Annotated in this window: 14 protein-coding genes, 3 pseudogenes and 1 riboswitch; of the genes and pseudogenes, 9 read left to right on the forward strand and 8 right to left on the reverse strand. The window is 71.7% G+C overall.

Annotation, left to right across the window (positions count from 1 at the left end; genetic code table 11):
• Window positions 1-98 precede the first annotated feature (98 nt).
• Entirely contained in the window at window positions 99-686 is a 588-nt protein-coding gene (locus tag JM949_RS25130) for an ECF transporter S component (protein WP_203150755.1), read from the reverse strand.
• A 74-nt stretch (window positions 687-760) separates the two neighbouring features.
• A riboswitch (TPP riboswitch) is annotated at window positions 761-865 on the reverse strand.
• 107 nt (window positions 866-972) lie between these two features.
• Between JM949_RS25130 and JM949_RS25135 the strand changes: the two genes are divergently transcribed.
• From JM949_RS25135 to JM949_RS25155, 5 genes and pseudogenes are all read left to right on the forward strand, one after another.
• On the forward strand, window positions 973-1,803 hold the full coding sequence (locus JM949_RS25135) for an alpha/beta fold hydrolase (RefSeq protein WP_203150756.1): 831 nt from the start codon (window positions 973-975) through the stop codon (window positions 1,801-1,803).
• A gap of 6 nt (window positions 1,804-1,809) precedes the next feature.
• Entirely contained in the window at window positions 1,810-2,022 is a 213-nt protein-coding gene (locus JM949_RS25140; RefSeq protein ID WP_238433840.1) for an AAC(3) family N-acetyltransferase, read from the forward strand.
• Window positions 2,019-2,768, forward strand: a complete 750-nt coding sequence (locus JM949_RS25145) for a sugar isomerase domain-containing protein (RefSeq protein WP_203150757.1) — start codon at window positions 2,019-2,021, stop codon at window positions 2,766-2,768. Before JM949_RS25140 ends, JM949_RS25145 begins: the two co-directional genes overlap by 4 nt.
• 210 nt (window positions 2,769-2,978) lie before the next feature.
• Entirely contained in the window at window positions 2,979-3,482 is a 504-nt protein-coding gene (locus JM949_RS25150) for a DUF6328 family protein (protein ID WP_203150758.1), read from the forward strand.
• A gap of 104 nt (window positions 3,483-3,586) precedes the next feature.
• Window positions 3,587-5,592: pseudogene (locus JM949_RS25155) on the forward strand (acyl-CoA dehydrogenase family protein).
• A 241-nt stretch (window positions 5,593-5,833) separates the two neighbouring features.
• On the opposite strand, the gene JM949_RS25165 reads toward JM949_RS25155, so the two are convergent.
• The 7 genes and pseudogenes from JM949_RS25165 to JM949_RS25195 form a co-directional block, all read right to left on the reverse strand.
• Window positions 5,834-6,442, reverse strand: a complete 609-nt coding sequence (locus JM949_RS25165; protein ID WP_203150760.1) for a hypothetical protein — start codon at window positions 6,440-6,442, stop codon at window positions 5,834-5,836.
• Between the two features lie 119 nt (window positions 6,443-6,561).
• Complete coding sequence (locus JM949_RS25170) at window positions 6,562-6,960, reverse strand: Fur family transcriptional regulator (protein WP_203150761.1); 399 nt, start codon at window positions 6,958-6,960, stop codon at window positions 6,562-6,564.
• Window positions 6,957-7,255 (reverse strand): annotated as a pseudogene (locus JM949_RS25175) (ArsR/SmtB family transcription factor). Before JM949_RS25175 ends, JM949_RS25170 begins: the two are co-directional and overlap by 4 nt.
• 43 nt (window positions 7,256-7,298) lie before the next feature.
• The gene (locus JM949_RS25180) at window positions 7,299-8,165 is read right to left on the reverse strand and encodes a metal ABC transporter permease (RefSeq protein WP_203150762.1); all 867 of its coding nucleotides are present in this window, start codon (window positions 8,163-8,165) and stop codon (window positions 7,299-7,301) included.
• 2 nt (window positions 8,166-8,167) lie between these two features.
• Window positions 8,168-8,930, reverse strand: a pseudogene (locus JM949_RS25185) (metal ABC transporter ATP-binding protein).
• The gene (locus tag JM949_RS25190; protein WP_203150763.1) at window positions 8,927-9,874 is read right to left on the reverse strand and encodes a metal ABC transporter substrate-binding protein; all 948 of its coding nucleotides are present in this window, start codon (window positions 9,872-9,874) and stop codon (window positions 8,927-8,929) included. The pseudogene JM949_RS25185 and the gene JM949_RS25190 overlap by 4 nt, the downstream one beginning before the upstream one ends.
• Window positions 9,875-9,928: 54 nt before the next feature.
• Entirely contained in the window at window positions 9,929-10,186 is a 258-nt protein-coding gene (locus tag JM949_RS25195; protein ID WP_203150764.1) for a hypothetical protein, read from the reverse strand.
• A 29-nt stretch (window positions 10,187-10,215) separates the two neighbouring features.
• Between JM949_RS25195 and JM949_RS25200 the strand changes: the two genes are divergently transcribed.
• The 4 genes from JM949_RS25200 to dusB all read left to right on the forward strand — a co-directional run bounded on the left by JM949_RS25200 (window position 10,216) and on the right by dusB (window position 13,791).
• The gene (locus JM949_RS25200) at window positions 10,216-10,557 is read left to right on the forward strand and encodes an antibiotic biosynthesis monooxygenase family protein (RefSeq protein WP_203150765.1); all 342 of its coding nucleotides are present in this window, start codon (window positions 10,216-10,218) and stop codon (window positions 10,555-10,557) included.
• Between the two features lie 24 nt (window positions 10,558-10,581).
• Window positions 10,582-11,061: a hypothetical protein gene (locus JM949_RS25205; protein WP_203150766.1), complete on the forward strand. Its 480-nt coding sequence runs from the start codon at window positions 10,582-10,584 to the stop codon at window positions 11,059-11,061.
• Window positions 11,062-11,175: 114 nt separating this feature from the next.
• Window positions 11,176-12,555, forward strand: a complete 1,380-nt coding sequence (locus JM949_RS25210; protein ID WP_203150767.1) for a glycine--tRNA ligase — start codon at window positions 11,176-11,178, stop codon at window positions 12,553-12,555.
• A gap of 78 nt (window positions 12,556-12,633) precedes the next feature.
• Complete coding sequence (gene dusB, locus JM949_RS25215; RefSeq protein WP_203150768.1) at window positions 12,634-13,791, forward strand: tRNA dihydrouridine synthase DusB; 1,158 nt, start codon at window positions 12,634-12,636, stop codon at window positions 13,789-13,791.
• The last annotated feature ends 808 nt before the right edge of the window (window positions 13,792-14,599 follow it).

Consider the following 14,599-nt stretch of genomic DNA (forward strand, 5'->3'; position numbering starts at 1 on the left):
GTCCCCCGCCCCCACCCTGCACGGTCGATCATGAGGTTGACGGTGGTTATGAAGATCCATCCACCCGTCAACCTCATGATCGACGCGAGTGGCTGGGGTCAGATCAGGGCGCGGTTTCGGCCTGCGGGGAAGCGGTCCAGGACGCCGGTGTTGGCCAGGGCCCTCGTCAGCAACCAGCCGCCGAGGCCGGCGATCACGGTGGCGCTGACGATGGTGAGCAGCGCGTACGGGATCCGGTAGTCGGTCAGCGCGTAGTCGACGTTCCAGACGAAGAAGTCGAACAGCGCGGCGCTGAGACCCGTCAACGCGCCGGCCAGCACCGCGGTCGGCAGCCGGAACGACCGGTACCGGAAGGCGGCGAACGCCAGCTCGGCGCCGATGCCCTGCACGATGCCCTGCGGAATCACCGTGCCGGCCCACTGGCTGCCCAGCAGCGCGGAGAGGACCGCGGCCACCGTCTCGCAGTAGAGCGCGGCGCCGGGCTTGCGGATGACCAGCCCACCGATCACCGCCGGCATCAACCACACGCCGTAGAGCACCGTCTGCGCCGGCGGGAAGAACGCGAACGCGCCCTCGGTGGCGCTCCAGACCAGCCCCCAGGCCCAGAAGATGACGCCGAAGGCGACAGCGATCACCGAGGCGACCACGATGTCGATGGTTCGCCAACGGTTGGTGGTGTTGTCCATGCTGTGCTCCCAGTTCTAGGAAGAGAACCAGGAGAAGACGCACGCCGCGCCCGGTGGCACCGGACTGCGGCGCGGCTGGAGGTCGACCGAACTCCCTGCGCTGGCATTACCCAGATCAGGTTCGAGGGTCTGCGGGCGTGCCCGCACTCTCAGCGCTGTGCGCTCCCCTGTCGGATATGAAGTTGTCTCGCTGACGCTAACACCGAACCGGGCCGGTGGCCCAGCAGGGCACCCGCCTGACCTGCGGCGGCGACCGGCCCGCCGCCGACTGGGTACGCTCTCGATCATGCGGGTTGACGCGCGAGGCTTCACGTTCGAGGTGACCGTCAGCGGTCCGCCGGACGGCGTACCCGTCCTGCTGCTGCACGGCTTCCCCCAGCACAGCGGTGAGTGGGACGACGTGGTGCCGGCGCTGCACGCGGGCGGGCTGCGCACGTACGCGCTGGACCAGCGGGGCTACTCGCCCGGGGCCCGGCCCACGGCGGTGGCCGACTACCGGATTCCCGAGCTGGTCGCCGACGCGGTCGCGGTGCTCGACGCGCTCGGGCTGGACACCGTCCACCTGGTCGGCCACGACTGGGGCGCGATCGTGGCCTGGGCGGTCGCCGCCCGGCACCCCGAGCGGGTGCACACGCTGACCGCGGTCTCCGTGCCACACCCGGCGGCCATGGCGCACGCCCTGTCCACCGACAGCCAACAGAAGGCCCGCTCGTCGTACATCACCCTGTTCCGTAAGCCGGACAAGGCGGAGAAGGTGCTGCTCGCCTGGCACGCCATCGCGCTGCGCAAACTGCTCGGCGGAGTCGGCGACGCGGCCCGGGTGAACCGGTACGCCGACCCGATGTGCGAGCCGGGGGCGCTCACCGCCGCGCTGAACTGGTACCGGGCGATGTCCCGCGCCGACCTGGCCGGCGTCGGTCCGGTCGGGGTGCCCACCACGTACGTCTGGAGTGACCGGGACGTCGCCATCGGCCGGACCGCGGCCGAGGCGTGCGCCGCGAACGTCACCGGGGACTACCGCTTCGTGTCGCTGCCCGGGGTGAGCCACTGGATTCCGGACGCGGCGCCCGGCCCGCTCGCCGAGGCGATCCTGGCTCGAACCGCCGGGACGGCCTGAGTGCCGGTGGCCGGCAGTCCGGGCGCCCGGCGCTCCATCGCCGCGCAGCCACACCTGCTGGGTGTACGCCCCGACGCGTTGGGTGTGGACCTGGCGGCCACCGGGGCGGTACGCACCGGCCCGGTCGGCGTCGGGACCGGCAGGTTGATGCGCCAGCGGGCGGCCATCGACTTCGCGGTCAGCTGGTTGGCCCGCAATCGGAGAACGGAGGACGCATGACGGTGAGTGCAGAGGACTACCTGGCTGTGGTGACCGAGACGATCGGTCGGGTGGCCGCCAGTCAGCGGGAGGCGGTGGGGCGGGCCGCCGACCTGATCGCCGAGGCGGTCCGCGCCGACGGCGTGGTGCACGCGTTCGGCACTGGGCACTCGGAAGCCCTCGCGATGGAGATCGCCGGCCGGGCCGGTGGCCTGGTGCCGACCAACCGGATCGCGCTACGGGACCTGGTGCTGCTCGGCGGCGAACCGGCCGACCGGCTCGGTCCGCTGCTGGAACGGGACCCGTCGGTCGCGCACCGCCTCTACGAGCTGGCTCCGGTGCGGCCCACCGACGTCTTCGTGCTCGCCTCGAACTCCGGGGTCAACGGCGCGATGGTGGAGTTCGCCACCCTGGTCAAGGAGCACGGTCACGGGCTGGTGGCGATCACCTCGGCGCAGCACTCCGGCCGGATGACCTCCCGGCACCCGTCCGGGCGCAAGCTGAGCGACCTCGCCGACGTGGTGCTCGACAACGGCGCGCCGTACGGGGACGCGACGCTGCCGCTGCCCGGCGGCGGCGCGGTCGGGGCGGTCTCCTCGATCACCGCGGCGCTGCTGGCCCAGCAGGTGACAGTGGAGGTGGTGGCGCGGTTGCTGGCGGCGGGGGAGCGGCCACCGGTCTACCTGTCGGCGAACATCCCGGACGGCGACGCGCACAACAACGAGCTGGAAGCTCGGTACGCGGGCCGGATCCGGCGCGGGTCCTGACGCCGCTGGCGCGGTGCTCCCGCTCGCCGGGCAGCGGCTCGGTCAGCGCTCTGCTGGTGCCGGGGGCCAGCACGGGCCGCGGTGGCCAACTCGCGTCGCCACGATGAACGGCAGATGTCGTGAACCTGTTTCGCGCTCGGCCGGGTGGGGCATTGGCGTTGCTGCCGGCGGCCGGGACCGCCGGCAGTAGCGTCTCACCGGAGGTAGCGCGTGTCCAAGGAGACCGAGAAGCAGCGTTGGCAGCGCAACTTCGCCGACCTGTTGCAGGAGTTGCGGGTCGCCCAGACCGGCGTGCAGATCCTCTTCGCCTTCCTGCTCACCCTGCCCTTCAGCAACGGGTTCACCCGGACCAGCGAGTTCCAGCGGGACGTCTACATCGTCGCGCTGCTCGCGGCGGCCGCCGCCACCGCACTGATCATCTCGCCGGTGGCGTTCCACCGGGCGTTGTTCCGGCAGGGGCGCAAGCCGGAGCTGGTCCGCTTCGCGCACCGGATGGCCAGCGGCGGTCTCGCCTTCATGCTGATCGCGATGGTCAGCGCGGTGCTGCTGATCACCGACTTCGTGCTGGACCGGCCGATCGCCTTCGTGCTCAGCGCACTGGCCGGCATCTGGTTCCTCGCCTTCTGGGTGATCCTTCCGTTCGCCCGGCGCAACTGGGGCGAGGACGACATCGACGATGACGACGACGACCCGGACACGACCAGCGGACGCTGACCGGGCCCGTCCGCACGGAGCGCTACCCCCGGGTAACACTCGGGGGTAGCGTGGTGGTAGTCGCGCACGTCGACGCAGCCGCATCGAGGTTCGAGGGGGCAGCCGTGACCACGACGCAGGACGGCCGACCAGCACCCGACGGCCCTGAGCCCGAGGCCACCGCACCGGGCGCCGGTGTCGCCGCGCCGCTGCCGGCGGAGGCCGGGCAGGTGTCCGAAAGGGAGGCCCGGCAGGTCGCCGAGGCCGCTCGCGAATCCACCTGGGACCGCCCCAGCTTCGGCAGGGAGCTGTTCCTCGGCCGGTTCCGACTCGACCTGATCGACCCGTGGCCCCGGTCCGACCCGGACGACGTGGCCCGCGCCGAGGAGTTCCTTGGTCGGTTCCGCGCCTTCCTGACCTCCGAGGTGGACGGCGCGGCCATCGAACGCGAGGCGTCCATTCCGGACTCGGTCTTCCACGGCCTCGCCGACCTCGGCGCGTTCGGCATGAAAATCGACCGGAAGTACGGCGGGCTCGGGCTGAGCAACCTGCACTACTGCCGGGCGCTGATGCTGGCCGGCTCGGTCAGCCCGGCCATCGGTGCGCTGCTCTCGGCACACCAGTCGATCGGTGTGCCACAGCCACTGAAGATGTTCGGCACCGCCGAGCAGAAACAGCGCTTCCTGCCTCGGCTCGCCGCCGGCGAGGTGTCCGCGTTCCTGCTCACCGAGCCGGACGTCGGCTCCGACCCGGCCCGGCTGGCCACCGTCGCCGAGCCGACCGAGGACGGCACCGGCTACCGGCTCAACGGGGTGAAGCTCTGGGCCACCAACGGCACCGTGGCCACCCTGCTGGTGGTGATGGCCCGGGTGCCGGCGGCGCAGGGGCGTCGCGGCGGGATCACCGCGTTCGTGGTGGAGGGCGACAGCCCGGGCATCACCGTCGAGCGGCGCAACGAGTTCGTCGGGCTGCGCGGCCTGGAGAACAGCCTGACCCGGTTCCACGACGTGTTCGTGCCCGCCGAGAACGTCATCGGCGGCGAGGGCAAGGGGCTGAAGATCGCCCTGACCACGCTGAACACCGGCCGGCTCTCGCTACCGGCGATGTGTGTGGGCGCCGGCAAGTGGGCGTTGAACGTGGCCCGGGAGTGGGCCGCAGACCGGGTCCAGTGGGGTCGGCCGGTGGGCGAGCACGAGGCCGTCGCGCAGAAGCTCTCCTTCATCGCCGCCACCACGTACGGCATGGAGACCATGCTCGACCTGTGCTGCCTGCTCGCCGACGACGACCGCAACGACATCCGGATCGAGGCGGCGCTGGTCAAGCTGTATGCCAGCGAGATGGCCTGGAAGATCGCCGACGAGCTGATCCAGATCCGGGGCGGCCGCGGCTACGAGACGGCCGACTCGCTGGCCGCCCGTGGCGAACGCCCGGCGGCGGTCGAGCAGATGCTGCGCGACCTGCGGATCAACCGGATCTTCGAGGGCTCCACCGAGATCATGCACCTGCTGATCGCGCGGGAGGCGTCGACGCCCACCTGTCGGTGGCCGGCGACATCATCGACCCGGACGCCGGGCTGGGCCGCAAGGCTCGAGCCGGTGCCCGAGCGGGTGTCTTCTACGCGAAGTGGCTGCCCACCCTGGCCGTGGGTCGGGGGCAGCGCCCCTCGGCGTACGCCGAGTTCGGGCCGCTCGCCGCGCACCTGCGCCAGGTCGAGCGGTCCTCGCGCAAGCTGGCCCGGTCGACGTTCTACGCGATGTCCCGCTGGCAGGGCAAGATGGAACGCAAGCAGGCGTTCCTCGGCCGGGTGGTGGACATCGGCGCCGAGTTGTTCGCGATGTCCGCGGTCTGCGTGCGCGCCTGGGCCGAACGGGACACGCGCCCGGAGAACGTCGAGCTGGCCGACCTGTTCTGCCGGCAGGCTCGGGTGCGAGCGGACGCCCTCTTCGCCGCGCTCTGGGACAACACCGACCCGGTCGACACCGCGGCCGCGAAGCGGATCCTCGCCGGTCGCTACGCGGGCCTCGAGGAGGGCATCGTCACCCCGCCCGACGAATTGCCCTGGGTGGCCCGCTGGGCGCCCGGCCCGTCCACCGCCGACGACGTGCGCCGGCGCATCCCGCCCAAGCCGTGACCCCGCCGGCCGGCTGCCTGCCCGGTGCGGGCCCGCTGTCGTGCCGGCCGCCCCCGGCCAGTGCTCAGCGGGAGACGGCCCAGGCCAGCACCCCCGCCAGGATCAGACCGTTGAGCCCGGCCAGGGCCAGGTACGCCGCCGGTGGGATCCGCCTGCCCCGGCGGACGAAGGAGACCAGAACAGCGGCGTAGCCGAGCAGCAGGACGGCGATGACGACGAGGAAGTAGAACACCCGACGACCTTAGCGGCCCCGGCCGCGCAGGCCGAGTTGGCGCAGCTCCAACGCGGCCAGGGCGTCGACGGTGGCGTCGTCGCCGCGCCGCCACGCCTCGGCCACGTCCGGGCCGATCCGGCTCAGCCGGTTCAGCGGCTGGGTGGCCAGCGCGCGTAGGGCGAGCAGGTCCCGGCCGGCCGGCCCGACGGCCAGCTTCGCGGCCGAACCGGCCCGGCGCATCCAGCGGATTCGCAGCGGCAGCCAACCGAAGAGCACCAGGCCGAGCGGGAAGATCAGCACCGCGACGGCGAGGGCGAGGGCCAGTTGGTCGACCAGGTGCTGCTGGTCGCGGCCGGCGTCGGCGAGCCCCCGGGCGGCGTCGGCGGCCTGCCGGAAGGGCGCTGTCAACTCGTCACCGACCAGCGGCACCCGACGAACCTTGCCGCCGGCGTCGGCGAGGTTGTCGGCGAGGCCGGTGCCCGCGCCCTCCAACTTCTGTCCGGGTACGGCGAGCTTCTGCACCAGGTCGTGCAGCCACAGCGCGCCGCGGATCGCCGCGTACACCCAGGCGACGACGAGCAGGTCGGTGACGAGCTGACGGGCGGCGGTCGGAAACCGATCGGCGTAGATTTTCACGCCGGCCAGCGTGTCACGAACGGCCCCGCCCCGGCACCCGTCGATCGGTGGCCAAACGCCGGCAGCCCTGCCGGCGGTCGTCGGGCAGGAACTGAAGGTCCGTCACGCTGCCAGCCCGGTCAGCGGACGCAGGCCGGGCAGGTGCCGAAGATCTCCAGGGTGTGGCTGACGTCCGCGTAGCCGTGCTGGGCGGCGACCCGGTCGGCCCAGCTCTCCACCGCCGGGCCAGCCACCTCGACCGTGCGCCCGCAGGCCCGGCAGACCAGGTGGTGGTGGTGCCCCTCGCTGCACCGACGGTAGAGGTGCTCGCCACCCGGTGGACGCATCACGTCGATCTCACCCGCGTCGGCGAGCCCCTGCAGGGTGCGGTAGACGGTGGTCAGGCCCACTCGCTCGCCGCGCTGGCGCAGCATGGCGTGCAGGTCCTGCGCGCTGTGGAAACCCTCCATCTCGCCCAGCAACGCGCTCACCGCCGAGCGCTGCCGGGTGTTGCGCACCGCGGCGCCGCTCTCGCTCATGATCCCTCCCCGGCGTGGCTGACCGCGTCCGCCACGATGTGCGCGACGTGCTCGTCGACCAGGCTGTACGCGATCTCCCGGCCACGACGGGAGCCGCGCACCACACCGGCTCCGCGCAGCACCCGCAGGTGCTGGGAGACCAGTGGTTGGGCGCGCCGAGCTTCTCCACCAGCTCGTGGACACACCGCTCACCGCCGGACAGTTCGCTGACGATGGCCAGCCGGATGGGCGCGGAGAGGGCGCGGAGCAACTCGCTTGCCCCGTCGAACCCGTCATAGCCCGTCGCGCTGGTCATTGCGCAACGGTAACCAATACCACCGACGCCCCGCTGATCAGGCTCAGTTCAGCACGACCTCGTGCGGTTCCGGTGTTGCCGCGGCCGTCGGTGTGGTCCGCCGGCGCAGTGCCCGCCAGCCGCCGCCGGCCACGGCCACCACCAGGAAGGAGGCGATCGCCACCAGCACCACCGAGGCGCCCGGCGCGGTGTCCGCGGTGGCCGCCACCCAGACACCCGAGCCGGCGGCGAAGAATCCGAGCGCCATCGCGGCGGCCATGGTGCTGCGGAAGCCCCGGGTGACCTGCTGGGCGGTGGCGACCGGCACCACCATCAGCGCGCTGATCAGCAGCACCCCGACGGCCCGCATGGCAATGGTCACGGTGACCGCGGTGGCGACCGCGATCAGCAGGTTCAGGGTGCGCACCGGCAGGCCGGAGACCCGGGCGTACTCCTCGTCGTGACTGACCGCGAAGAGCGCCGGCCGCAACGCGATCATCGTGATCAGGATGGCCGCACCGAGCACCCCGATGGTGGTCAGGTCGGCGGGCGAGATGGTGGTCAGCGACCCGAACAGGTACGCGTTGAGGTTCGCGCTGGTCGCGTCGGAGAGCCCGACCAGCAGCACGCCGCCCGCGATGCCGCCGTAGAAGAGCAGCGCCAGGGCCAGGTCACCGGAGGTGCGACCGCGGGCGCGAACCACCTCGATGGCGATCGCGCCGATGGTGGCCGCGATCACCGCGACCAGCACCGGCGACCGGTTGAGGAGCAGGCCGGCCCCGACGCCGGTCAGCGCCACGTGTCCCACCCCGTCGCCGATCAACGCCAACCGGCGCTGCACCAGGTAGATGCCGAGCGCCGGCGCGGCCAGGCCGATCACCAACGCACCGATCAGGGCACGCTGCATGTAGGGGTACTGGAAGAGTTCCATGGTCAGTTGCTCCACAGCCCGGCGGGCTCGTCGTAGCAGTGCGGGTGCACGTGGTCGTGGTCGGGCTCCGCGTGATGCCCGGCCGGGTCCGGCACCGCGCCGTCGTGCGCGATCCGACCCTCGTGGACGACGACCGCCCGGCTGATCACCGGCCGCAGCGGGCCCAGCTCGTGCGCGACCAGCAGCACCGTCCCGCCGTCGGCCACGAAGTCGCGCAGCGCGCCGGCGAACGCCTCCTGACTGGCCGCGTCCACCCCGGCGGTGGGCTCGTCGAGCACCAGCAACTCGGGTTGGCCGGCCAGCGCCCGGGCGATCAGGGTGCGCTGCTGCTGACCGCCGGAGAGCGTGGACACCGGGTCACCGGCCCGGTCGGCGAGCCCGACCGCGTGCAGTGCGGCGTCCACGGCGGCCCGGTCGGCTCGACCCGGCGGACGGAGCACCCCCCGGCGGGCCAGCCGGCCGGAGGCCACCACCTCGCGGACGGTGGCCGGTACGCCGCCGCCGGCGCCCAGCCGCTGCGGGACGTACCCGACTCCGCGCCCACTGCCGGAACCGGCGCACCGGCCGGTCGAAGAGGGTGACCGAGCCGGCGCTGAGCGGCACCAGCCCGAGCACGGCGCGGATCAGGGTCGACTTGCCGGAGCCGTTGGCGCCGAGCACCGCGACCACCTCGCCGGCGGTCACGGTGAACGAGACGTCGCGGAGCACGGGGCGGCCGTCGTAGCCGACCACCCCGTGTTCGACGGTGATGACAGGTGCGGTCACGAGCAGCTCAAGGCCGTCTGCAGGGTCCGCAGGTTGGTACGCATGACCGAAAGGTAGTCCCCGTCGCTGCCCGCGGCGAGTCCTTCGATCGGGTCCAGCACGGCGGTCTTCGCGCCGACCTGACCGGCGATGGTCTCGGCGACCTTCGGGCTGACCAGCGTCTCGAAGAAGATCGTGGTGGCCTGATGCTCCTTCGCCTCCTCGATCACGTGCGCGAGGCGCTGCGGCGAGGGCTCGACGTCCGGGCTCAGCCCGGTGATGCCGACCTGGTCGAGCTGGTACCGGTCGGCGAGGTAACCGAACGCGGCGTGGCTGGTCACGATCTCCCGCCGCTGGCAGGTCGCCAGACCGGTGCGGAACTCGTCGTCCAGCGTCGTCAGGTCGGCGCGCAGCGCGGCGGCACGGCCGGTGTAGTCGGCGGCGTGCTCCGGGTCGGCCTTGCCGAGCCGCTGGGCGAGCTGGTCGCCGATCCCGGCCAGCCGGGTCGGGTCGAGCCAGACGTGCGGGTCCTTGCCGCCGCTGTCCTCGGTGTGCCCCTCCTCGCCCTCGTGGTCGTGCCCGCCGGCGGTCGCGTCCAACAGCGCCTGCACGCCTGTCACGTCGAACGCCCGGTCGCCGCCGTTCTGGGCGACGGCGTCGTCGACCGCGGGCTGGAAACCCTTGAGGTAGACGATCAGCTCCGCGTCGGAGACCTGACCGACCTGGCTCGGGTTGAGTTCCAGGTCGTGCGGCTCGGCACCGGGCTTGGCCAGGTTGGTCACCCGGACCGCGTCGCCGCCGATCCGCTCGGCCAGGAACTGGAGGGGGTAGAACGCGGCCACCACGTCGACTCGTTGGGGATCGGCGCCGGCGGCACCACCGGTGGAGCAGCCGGCACCCGCGCCCAGGGCGAGCAGGGCGGTGGTGGCGGCGGCGAGGACACGGTACGTGGCGCGGTTGGTCATGTCCTCAACTGTCCGTGGCAACGATAATGATTGTCAAAAACGCATGATTGCATGTCAGAGCAGCTTCGCCAGGCCCACCGCCACCAGCAGGGTCAACATCACCAGCCGGATCAGCCGGGTCTGCGGCGCCTGAACCGCCCAGGTCGTCGCCAACAGGGCGATCAGGACCCCGGCCAGCGCCAGCGTCAGCAGAGCGCCGACCACCCCGGGCGTGAAGAACGCCACCAGCACCACCACCAGGGTGAGCAGGAACACCGACGTCGGGTTCGCCCCGGCCAGCCGGGCGAGCAGAGGGCGCTGCGTACGCTGCATCCCACAGACTCTACGAGGAGGCACCCCCGTTGCTGGTGACCAACCGGTTCGTGGTCGACGTCGACGCCGCCGACGACTTCACCGAGCGGGCGCACGCCGCCCTCACCGCGCTGGCCGCCCGCCCCGGCTACCTGCGCGGTCAACTGGTCCGCGCACTCGACGACCCCCGGTACTGGTCACTGGTCACCGAATGGGAGTCGGTCGGCACGTACCGGCGGGCCCTGGGTGCCTTCGAGGTCAAGGTCAGCGCCGTCCCGCTGCTCGCCGAGTCGGTCGACGAGCCCTCCGCGTACGAGGCGCTGGCCACCGCCGCCTCCGGCGGGGCGGTGGTGATCGCCGAGAGTGATCGGGCTGCGGGTCCTTACCGCTGAGCGGCTGGACACTACGCTGCTCCTATGACCGCACCCGCCCCGCCACCCGGTCCCGGGGTGGCTCCGCCGTTCGCCGCGCCGCCCACCGAGGGCCGCCGGACCCGGCTATGGATCGGCCTCGGCGTCGGCGCGCTCGCCGTGGCGCTCTGCTGTGGCGGGGGCGGCACCGCCGTCGTCGGCCTGGCCGTCACCGGGGTGCAGGCGATCCGCGAGCAGGCCCGCACCGTGACCGGTGACTACTACCAGGCGTTGGTCGAGCGCAACTACGGGCGGGCGTACGACCAGCTCTGCGACGACGCGCAGCGGCGTGAGTCCCGGCCCGAGTTCGAACGGCGTGCCTCCGTCGAACCCCAGGTCACCGCGTTCCGGGTGGGTGAGGTGGACACCACCAACCTGACCGTGCCGGTCGACGTGACGCTCGCCGGTGGTGACCGGGAGCAGCAGCAGGTCAGCCTCGGCCAGGACGGGCAGACCGGGGGCGTGGAGGTCTGCGGGGTCAGCTGACCCGCCCCCGGTATTCTGCTGGGCTTGGGGCGGCGGTGGTCGTACCGTTGCCCTGAACTGACCGTTCCATCCATATCTCGCCCCCGCCGACCGCCAGCCGGCGTAGGAGGAAACATGCCAGCAGACCGTATCGACGCCGTCGTCAGCCTCGCCAAGCGCCGAGGCTTCGTCTTCCCCTCCAGCGAGATCTACGGAGGCACCCGATCGGCGTGGGACTACGGCCCGCTCGGCGTGGAGCTCAAGGAGAACGTCCGCCGGCAGTGGTGGAAGACCATGGTCCAGCAGCGCGACGACGTCGTGGGCCTCGACTCCGCGGTGATCCTGGCCCGCAAGGTGTGGGAGGCGTCCGGCCACATCGCCGAGTTCGTCGACCCGCTCACCGAGTGCCAGTTCTGCCACAAGCGGTTCCGGGCCGACCACCTGGAGGAGGCGTACGCCGAGAAGCACGGCAAGCCGCTCACCTCGCTCGCCGAGCTGAACTGCCCCAACTGCGGCAACAAGGGCACCTTCACCGAGCCGAAGATGTTCAACGGCCTGATGAAGACCTACCTGGGCCCGGTGGAGAGCGACGAGGGGCTGCACTACCTGCGCCCGGAGACCGCGCAGGGCATCTTCGTCAACTACAAGAACGTCGAGACGGTCGCCCGCAAGAAGCCGCCGTTCGGCATCGCGCAGACCGGCAAGTCGTTCCGCAACGAGATCACCCCGGGCAACTTCATCTTCCGCACCCGCGAGTTCGAGCAGATGGAGATGGAGTTCTTCGTCGAGCCGGGCACCGACGAGCAGTGGCACGAGTACTGGCTCCAGGAGCGCTGGAACTGGTACCTCGACCTCGGCCTGTCGGCGGACAACCTGCGGCTCTACGAGCACCCCAAGGAGAAGCTCTCGCACTACTCGAAGCGGACCGTGGACATCGAGTACCGCTTCCAGTTCGGCGGCACCGAGTTCGCCGAGCTGGAGGGGGTCGCCAACCGCACCGACTTCGACCTCTCCACGCACAGCAAGCACTCCGGCGTCGACCTGTCGTACTTCGACCAGAGCAAGAGTGAGCGCTGGATGCCGTACGTCATCGAGCCGGCTGCGGGTCTGACCCGCGCCGTGCTCGCCTTCCTGTTGGAGGCGTACGACGAGGACGAGGCGCCGAACACCAAGGGCGGCGTGGACAAGCGCACCGTGATGCGCTTCGACCCGAGGCTCGCCCCGGTCAAGGTGGCGGTGCTGCCGCTGTCCCGTAACGAGGCGCTGTCGCCGAAGGCCAAGGACCTCGCGACGCTGCTGCGCAAGCGCTGGGTGGTGGAGTTCGACGACTCGCAGGCGATCGGCCGCCGCTACCGCCGGCAGGACGAGATCGGCACCCCGTTCTGCGTGACCGTCGACTTCGACACGCTGGACGACAACGCCGTGACGGTGCGCAACCGGGACACCATGGCCCAGGAGCGGGTCTCCCTGGACCAGGTCGAGCGCTACCTGATCGAGCGCCTCCCCGGCTGCTGAGACGCCGCGCACCGGGCCTCGGCCGACGCGATGAGCGCCGGTCGGGGCCCGTACACTTGTCCGGTGACTGCCTCGACCATGCCCGTGCTGCGGCCGTTGACTCTCGGGCCGTACCAGGTGTGGCCGCCGGTGGTGCTCGCCCCGATGGCCGGGATCACCAACGTCGGGTTCCGCCGGCTCTGCCGTGAGCAGGGCGGCGGCATCTACGTCTGCGAAATGATCACCACCAGGGCGCTTGTCGAACGCAACCCGAAGACACTGCGCATGATCGCTTTCGGCGACGACGAGAAGCCGCGCAGCCTCCAGCTCTACGGCACCGATCCGGAGATCACCGCCGCCGCCGTGCGGATCGTCGTCGAGCGCGACCTGGCCGATCACATCGACCTCAACTTCGGCTGCCCGGTCCCCAAGGTCACCCGGCGTGGCGGCGGCGCGGCGCTCCCGTGGCGCCGCCGGCTCTTCGCGCGACTGGTGCGGGCCGCGGTCGCCGCCGCGTCGCCGGCCGGGGTGCCGGTCACGGTCAAGATGCGCAAGGGCATCGACGACGACCACCTGACGTACGTCGAAGCGGGGCTGGCCGCCCAGGACGCCGGCGTGGCCGCGGTGGCCCTGCACGGGCGGACGGCTGCGCAGCGCTACTCGGGCACCGCCGACTGGGACGCGATCGCCACGTTGAAGCAGGCCCTCGACGTGCCGGTGCTCGGCAACGGTGACATCTGGGAGGCCGACGACGCGCTGCGGATGGTCGCGCACACCGGCGTCGACGGCGTGGTGGTCGGGCGCGGCTGCCTGGGCCGGCCGTGGCTCTTCGCCGACCTGGAGGCGGCCTTCAACGGCCGGTCGGAGCGGCGACTGCCCACCCTCGGCGAGGTGGCGGCGACCATGCGCCGGCACGCCGAGCTGCTGGTCGACCAGTTCACCGTCGGCGCCCGCAACCCGGCCCGGGGCGAACGCGACGGCTGCACCGACTTTCGCAAGCACGTCGCCTGGTACCTCAAGGGCTTCCCGGTCGGCGGCGAGCTGCGCCGCTCGCTCGCGATGATCGAAAGCCTCGCCCAGCTCGACGACCTGCTCGGCAAACTCGACCCGACCGAGCCGTTCCCGATCACCGCGCTGGGTCAGCCACGCGGGCGCACCAACTCGCCGGGCAAAGTCGCCCTGCCGGACGGCTGGCTGGCCAGCCGGGACGACGACACGGTGCCCGAGGGTGCCGAGATGGACGACTCCGGCGGCTGAGCCCTTCGCCAACCGAGTCGCTAGGCCCGCGGGGTCGGGTGAGGCCCCCGGCGCGGTCGCGGTCGCGGTCGCGGTCGCGGGCGCGGGCGCGGTCGGGCGGAGCCGCATTGCGGAACATCCCGCCGAACGCTGGCTCGTCGCAGCGGCTGGACATGTGGGTCAGGCGCCCTATCGAGCTGATGTCGTGAACGAATCACCGGCTCGGGTCGGCTCGGCTCTGGCTTCGGCTCGGGCTCGGCTCGGCTTTGGCTTGGGCTTGGGCTCGGCTTGGGCTTGGGCTGGGCTTGGGCTGGGCTTCGGCTCGGGCTCGGGCTCGGGCTCGGGTTTGCTTGGCCTCGGCTTGGGCTTGCCCTGGGCTGGGCTTGAGCCCGGCCTCGGCCTCGGCGTGTCGCACATGTAGGCAGCGGCGCGGCAGCTCGACGACGGCAGTTCTGGGCTCGGACCGGCGATGAACACCACCCGGAACTTACCGATCTCGCATGGGCCTGGCCTCGGCTCGGCTTGGCTTGACTCGGTTGGTCGGGCAGTCGGTCGGCCATGCCCTGATTCGTCTACGACATCAGCTCCAAAGGACCCGTAATGCGGTTAGTGGAGTGGCCTGCTGTGGTCGGGGCTTTGTCCGGTCGGTGGCTCGCGGGTGAGGTGACCCGGGTCGGAAGACTCATCGAGTTCGTTCAGCGTGGCGAGGCCGCGTGGACACTGACTTCTGGACATGGCGAAGGGCCGGGCCCCGGTGGTGGGGTCCGGCCCTTCGGTGTGTGGTGGGTGTTTTAGCTGGTCGTGGTGTGGGTTTTAGCTGGTGGCGTAG

The sequence above is a fragment of the Micromonospora tarensis genome, from assembly GCF_016803395.1.
In the GTDB taxonomy this organism is placed as follows: Bacteria; Actinomycetota; Actinomycetes; order Mycobacteriales; family Micromonosporaceae; genus Micromonospora; species Micromonospora tarensis.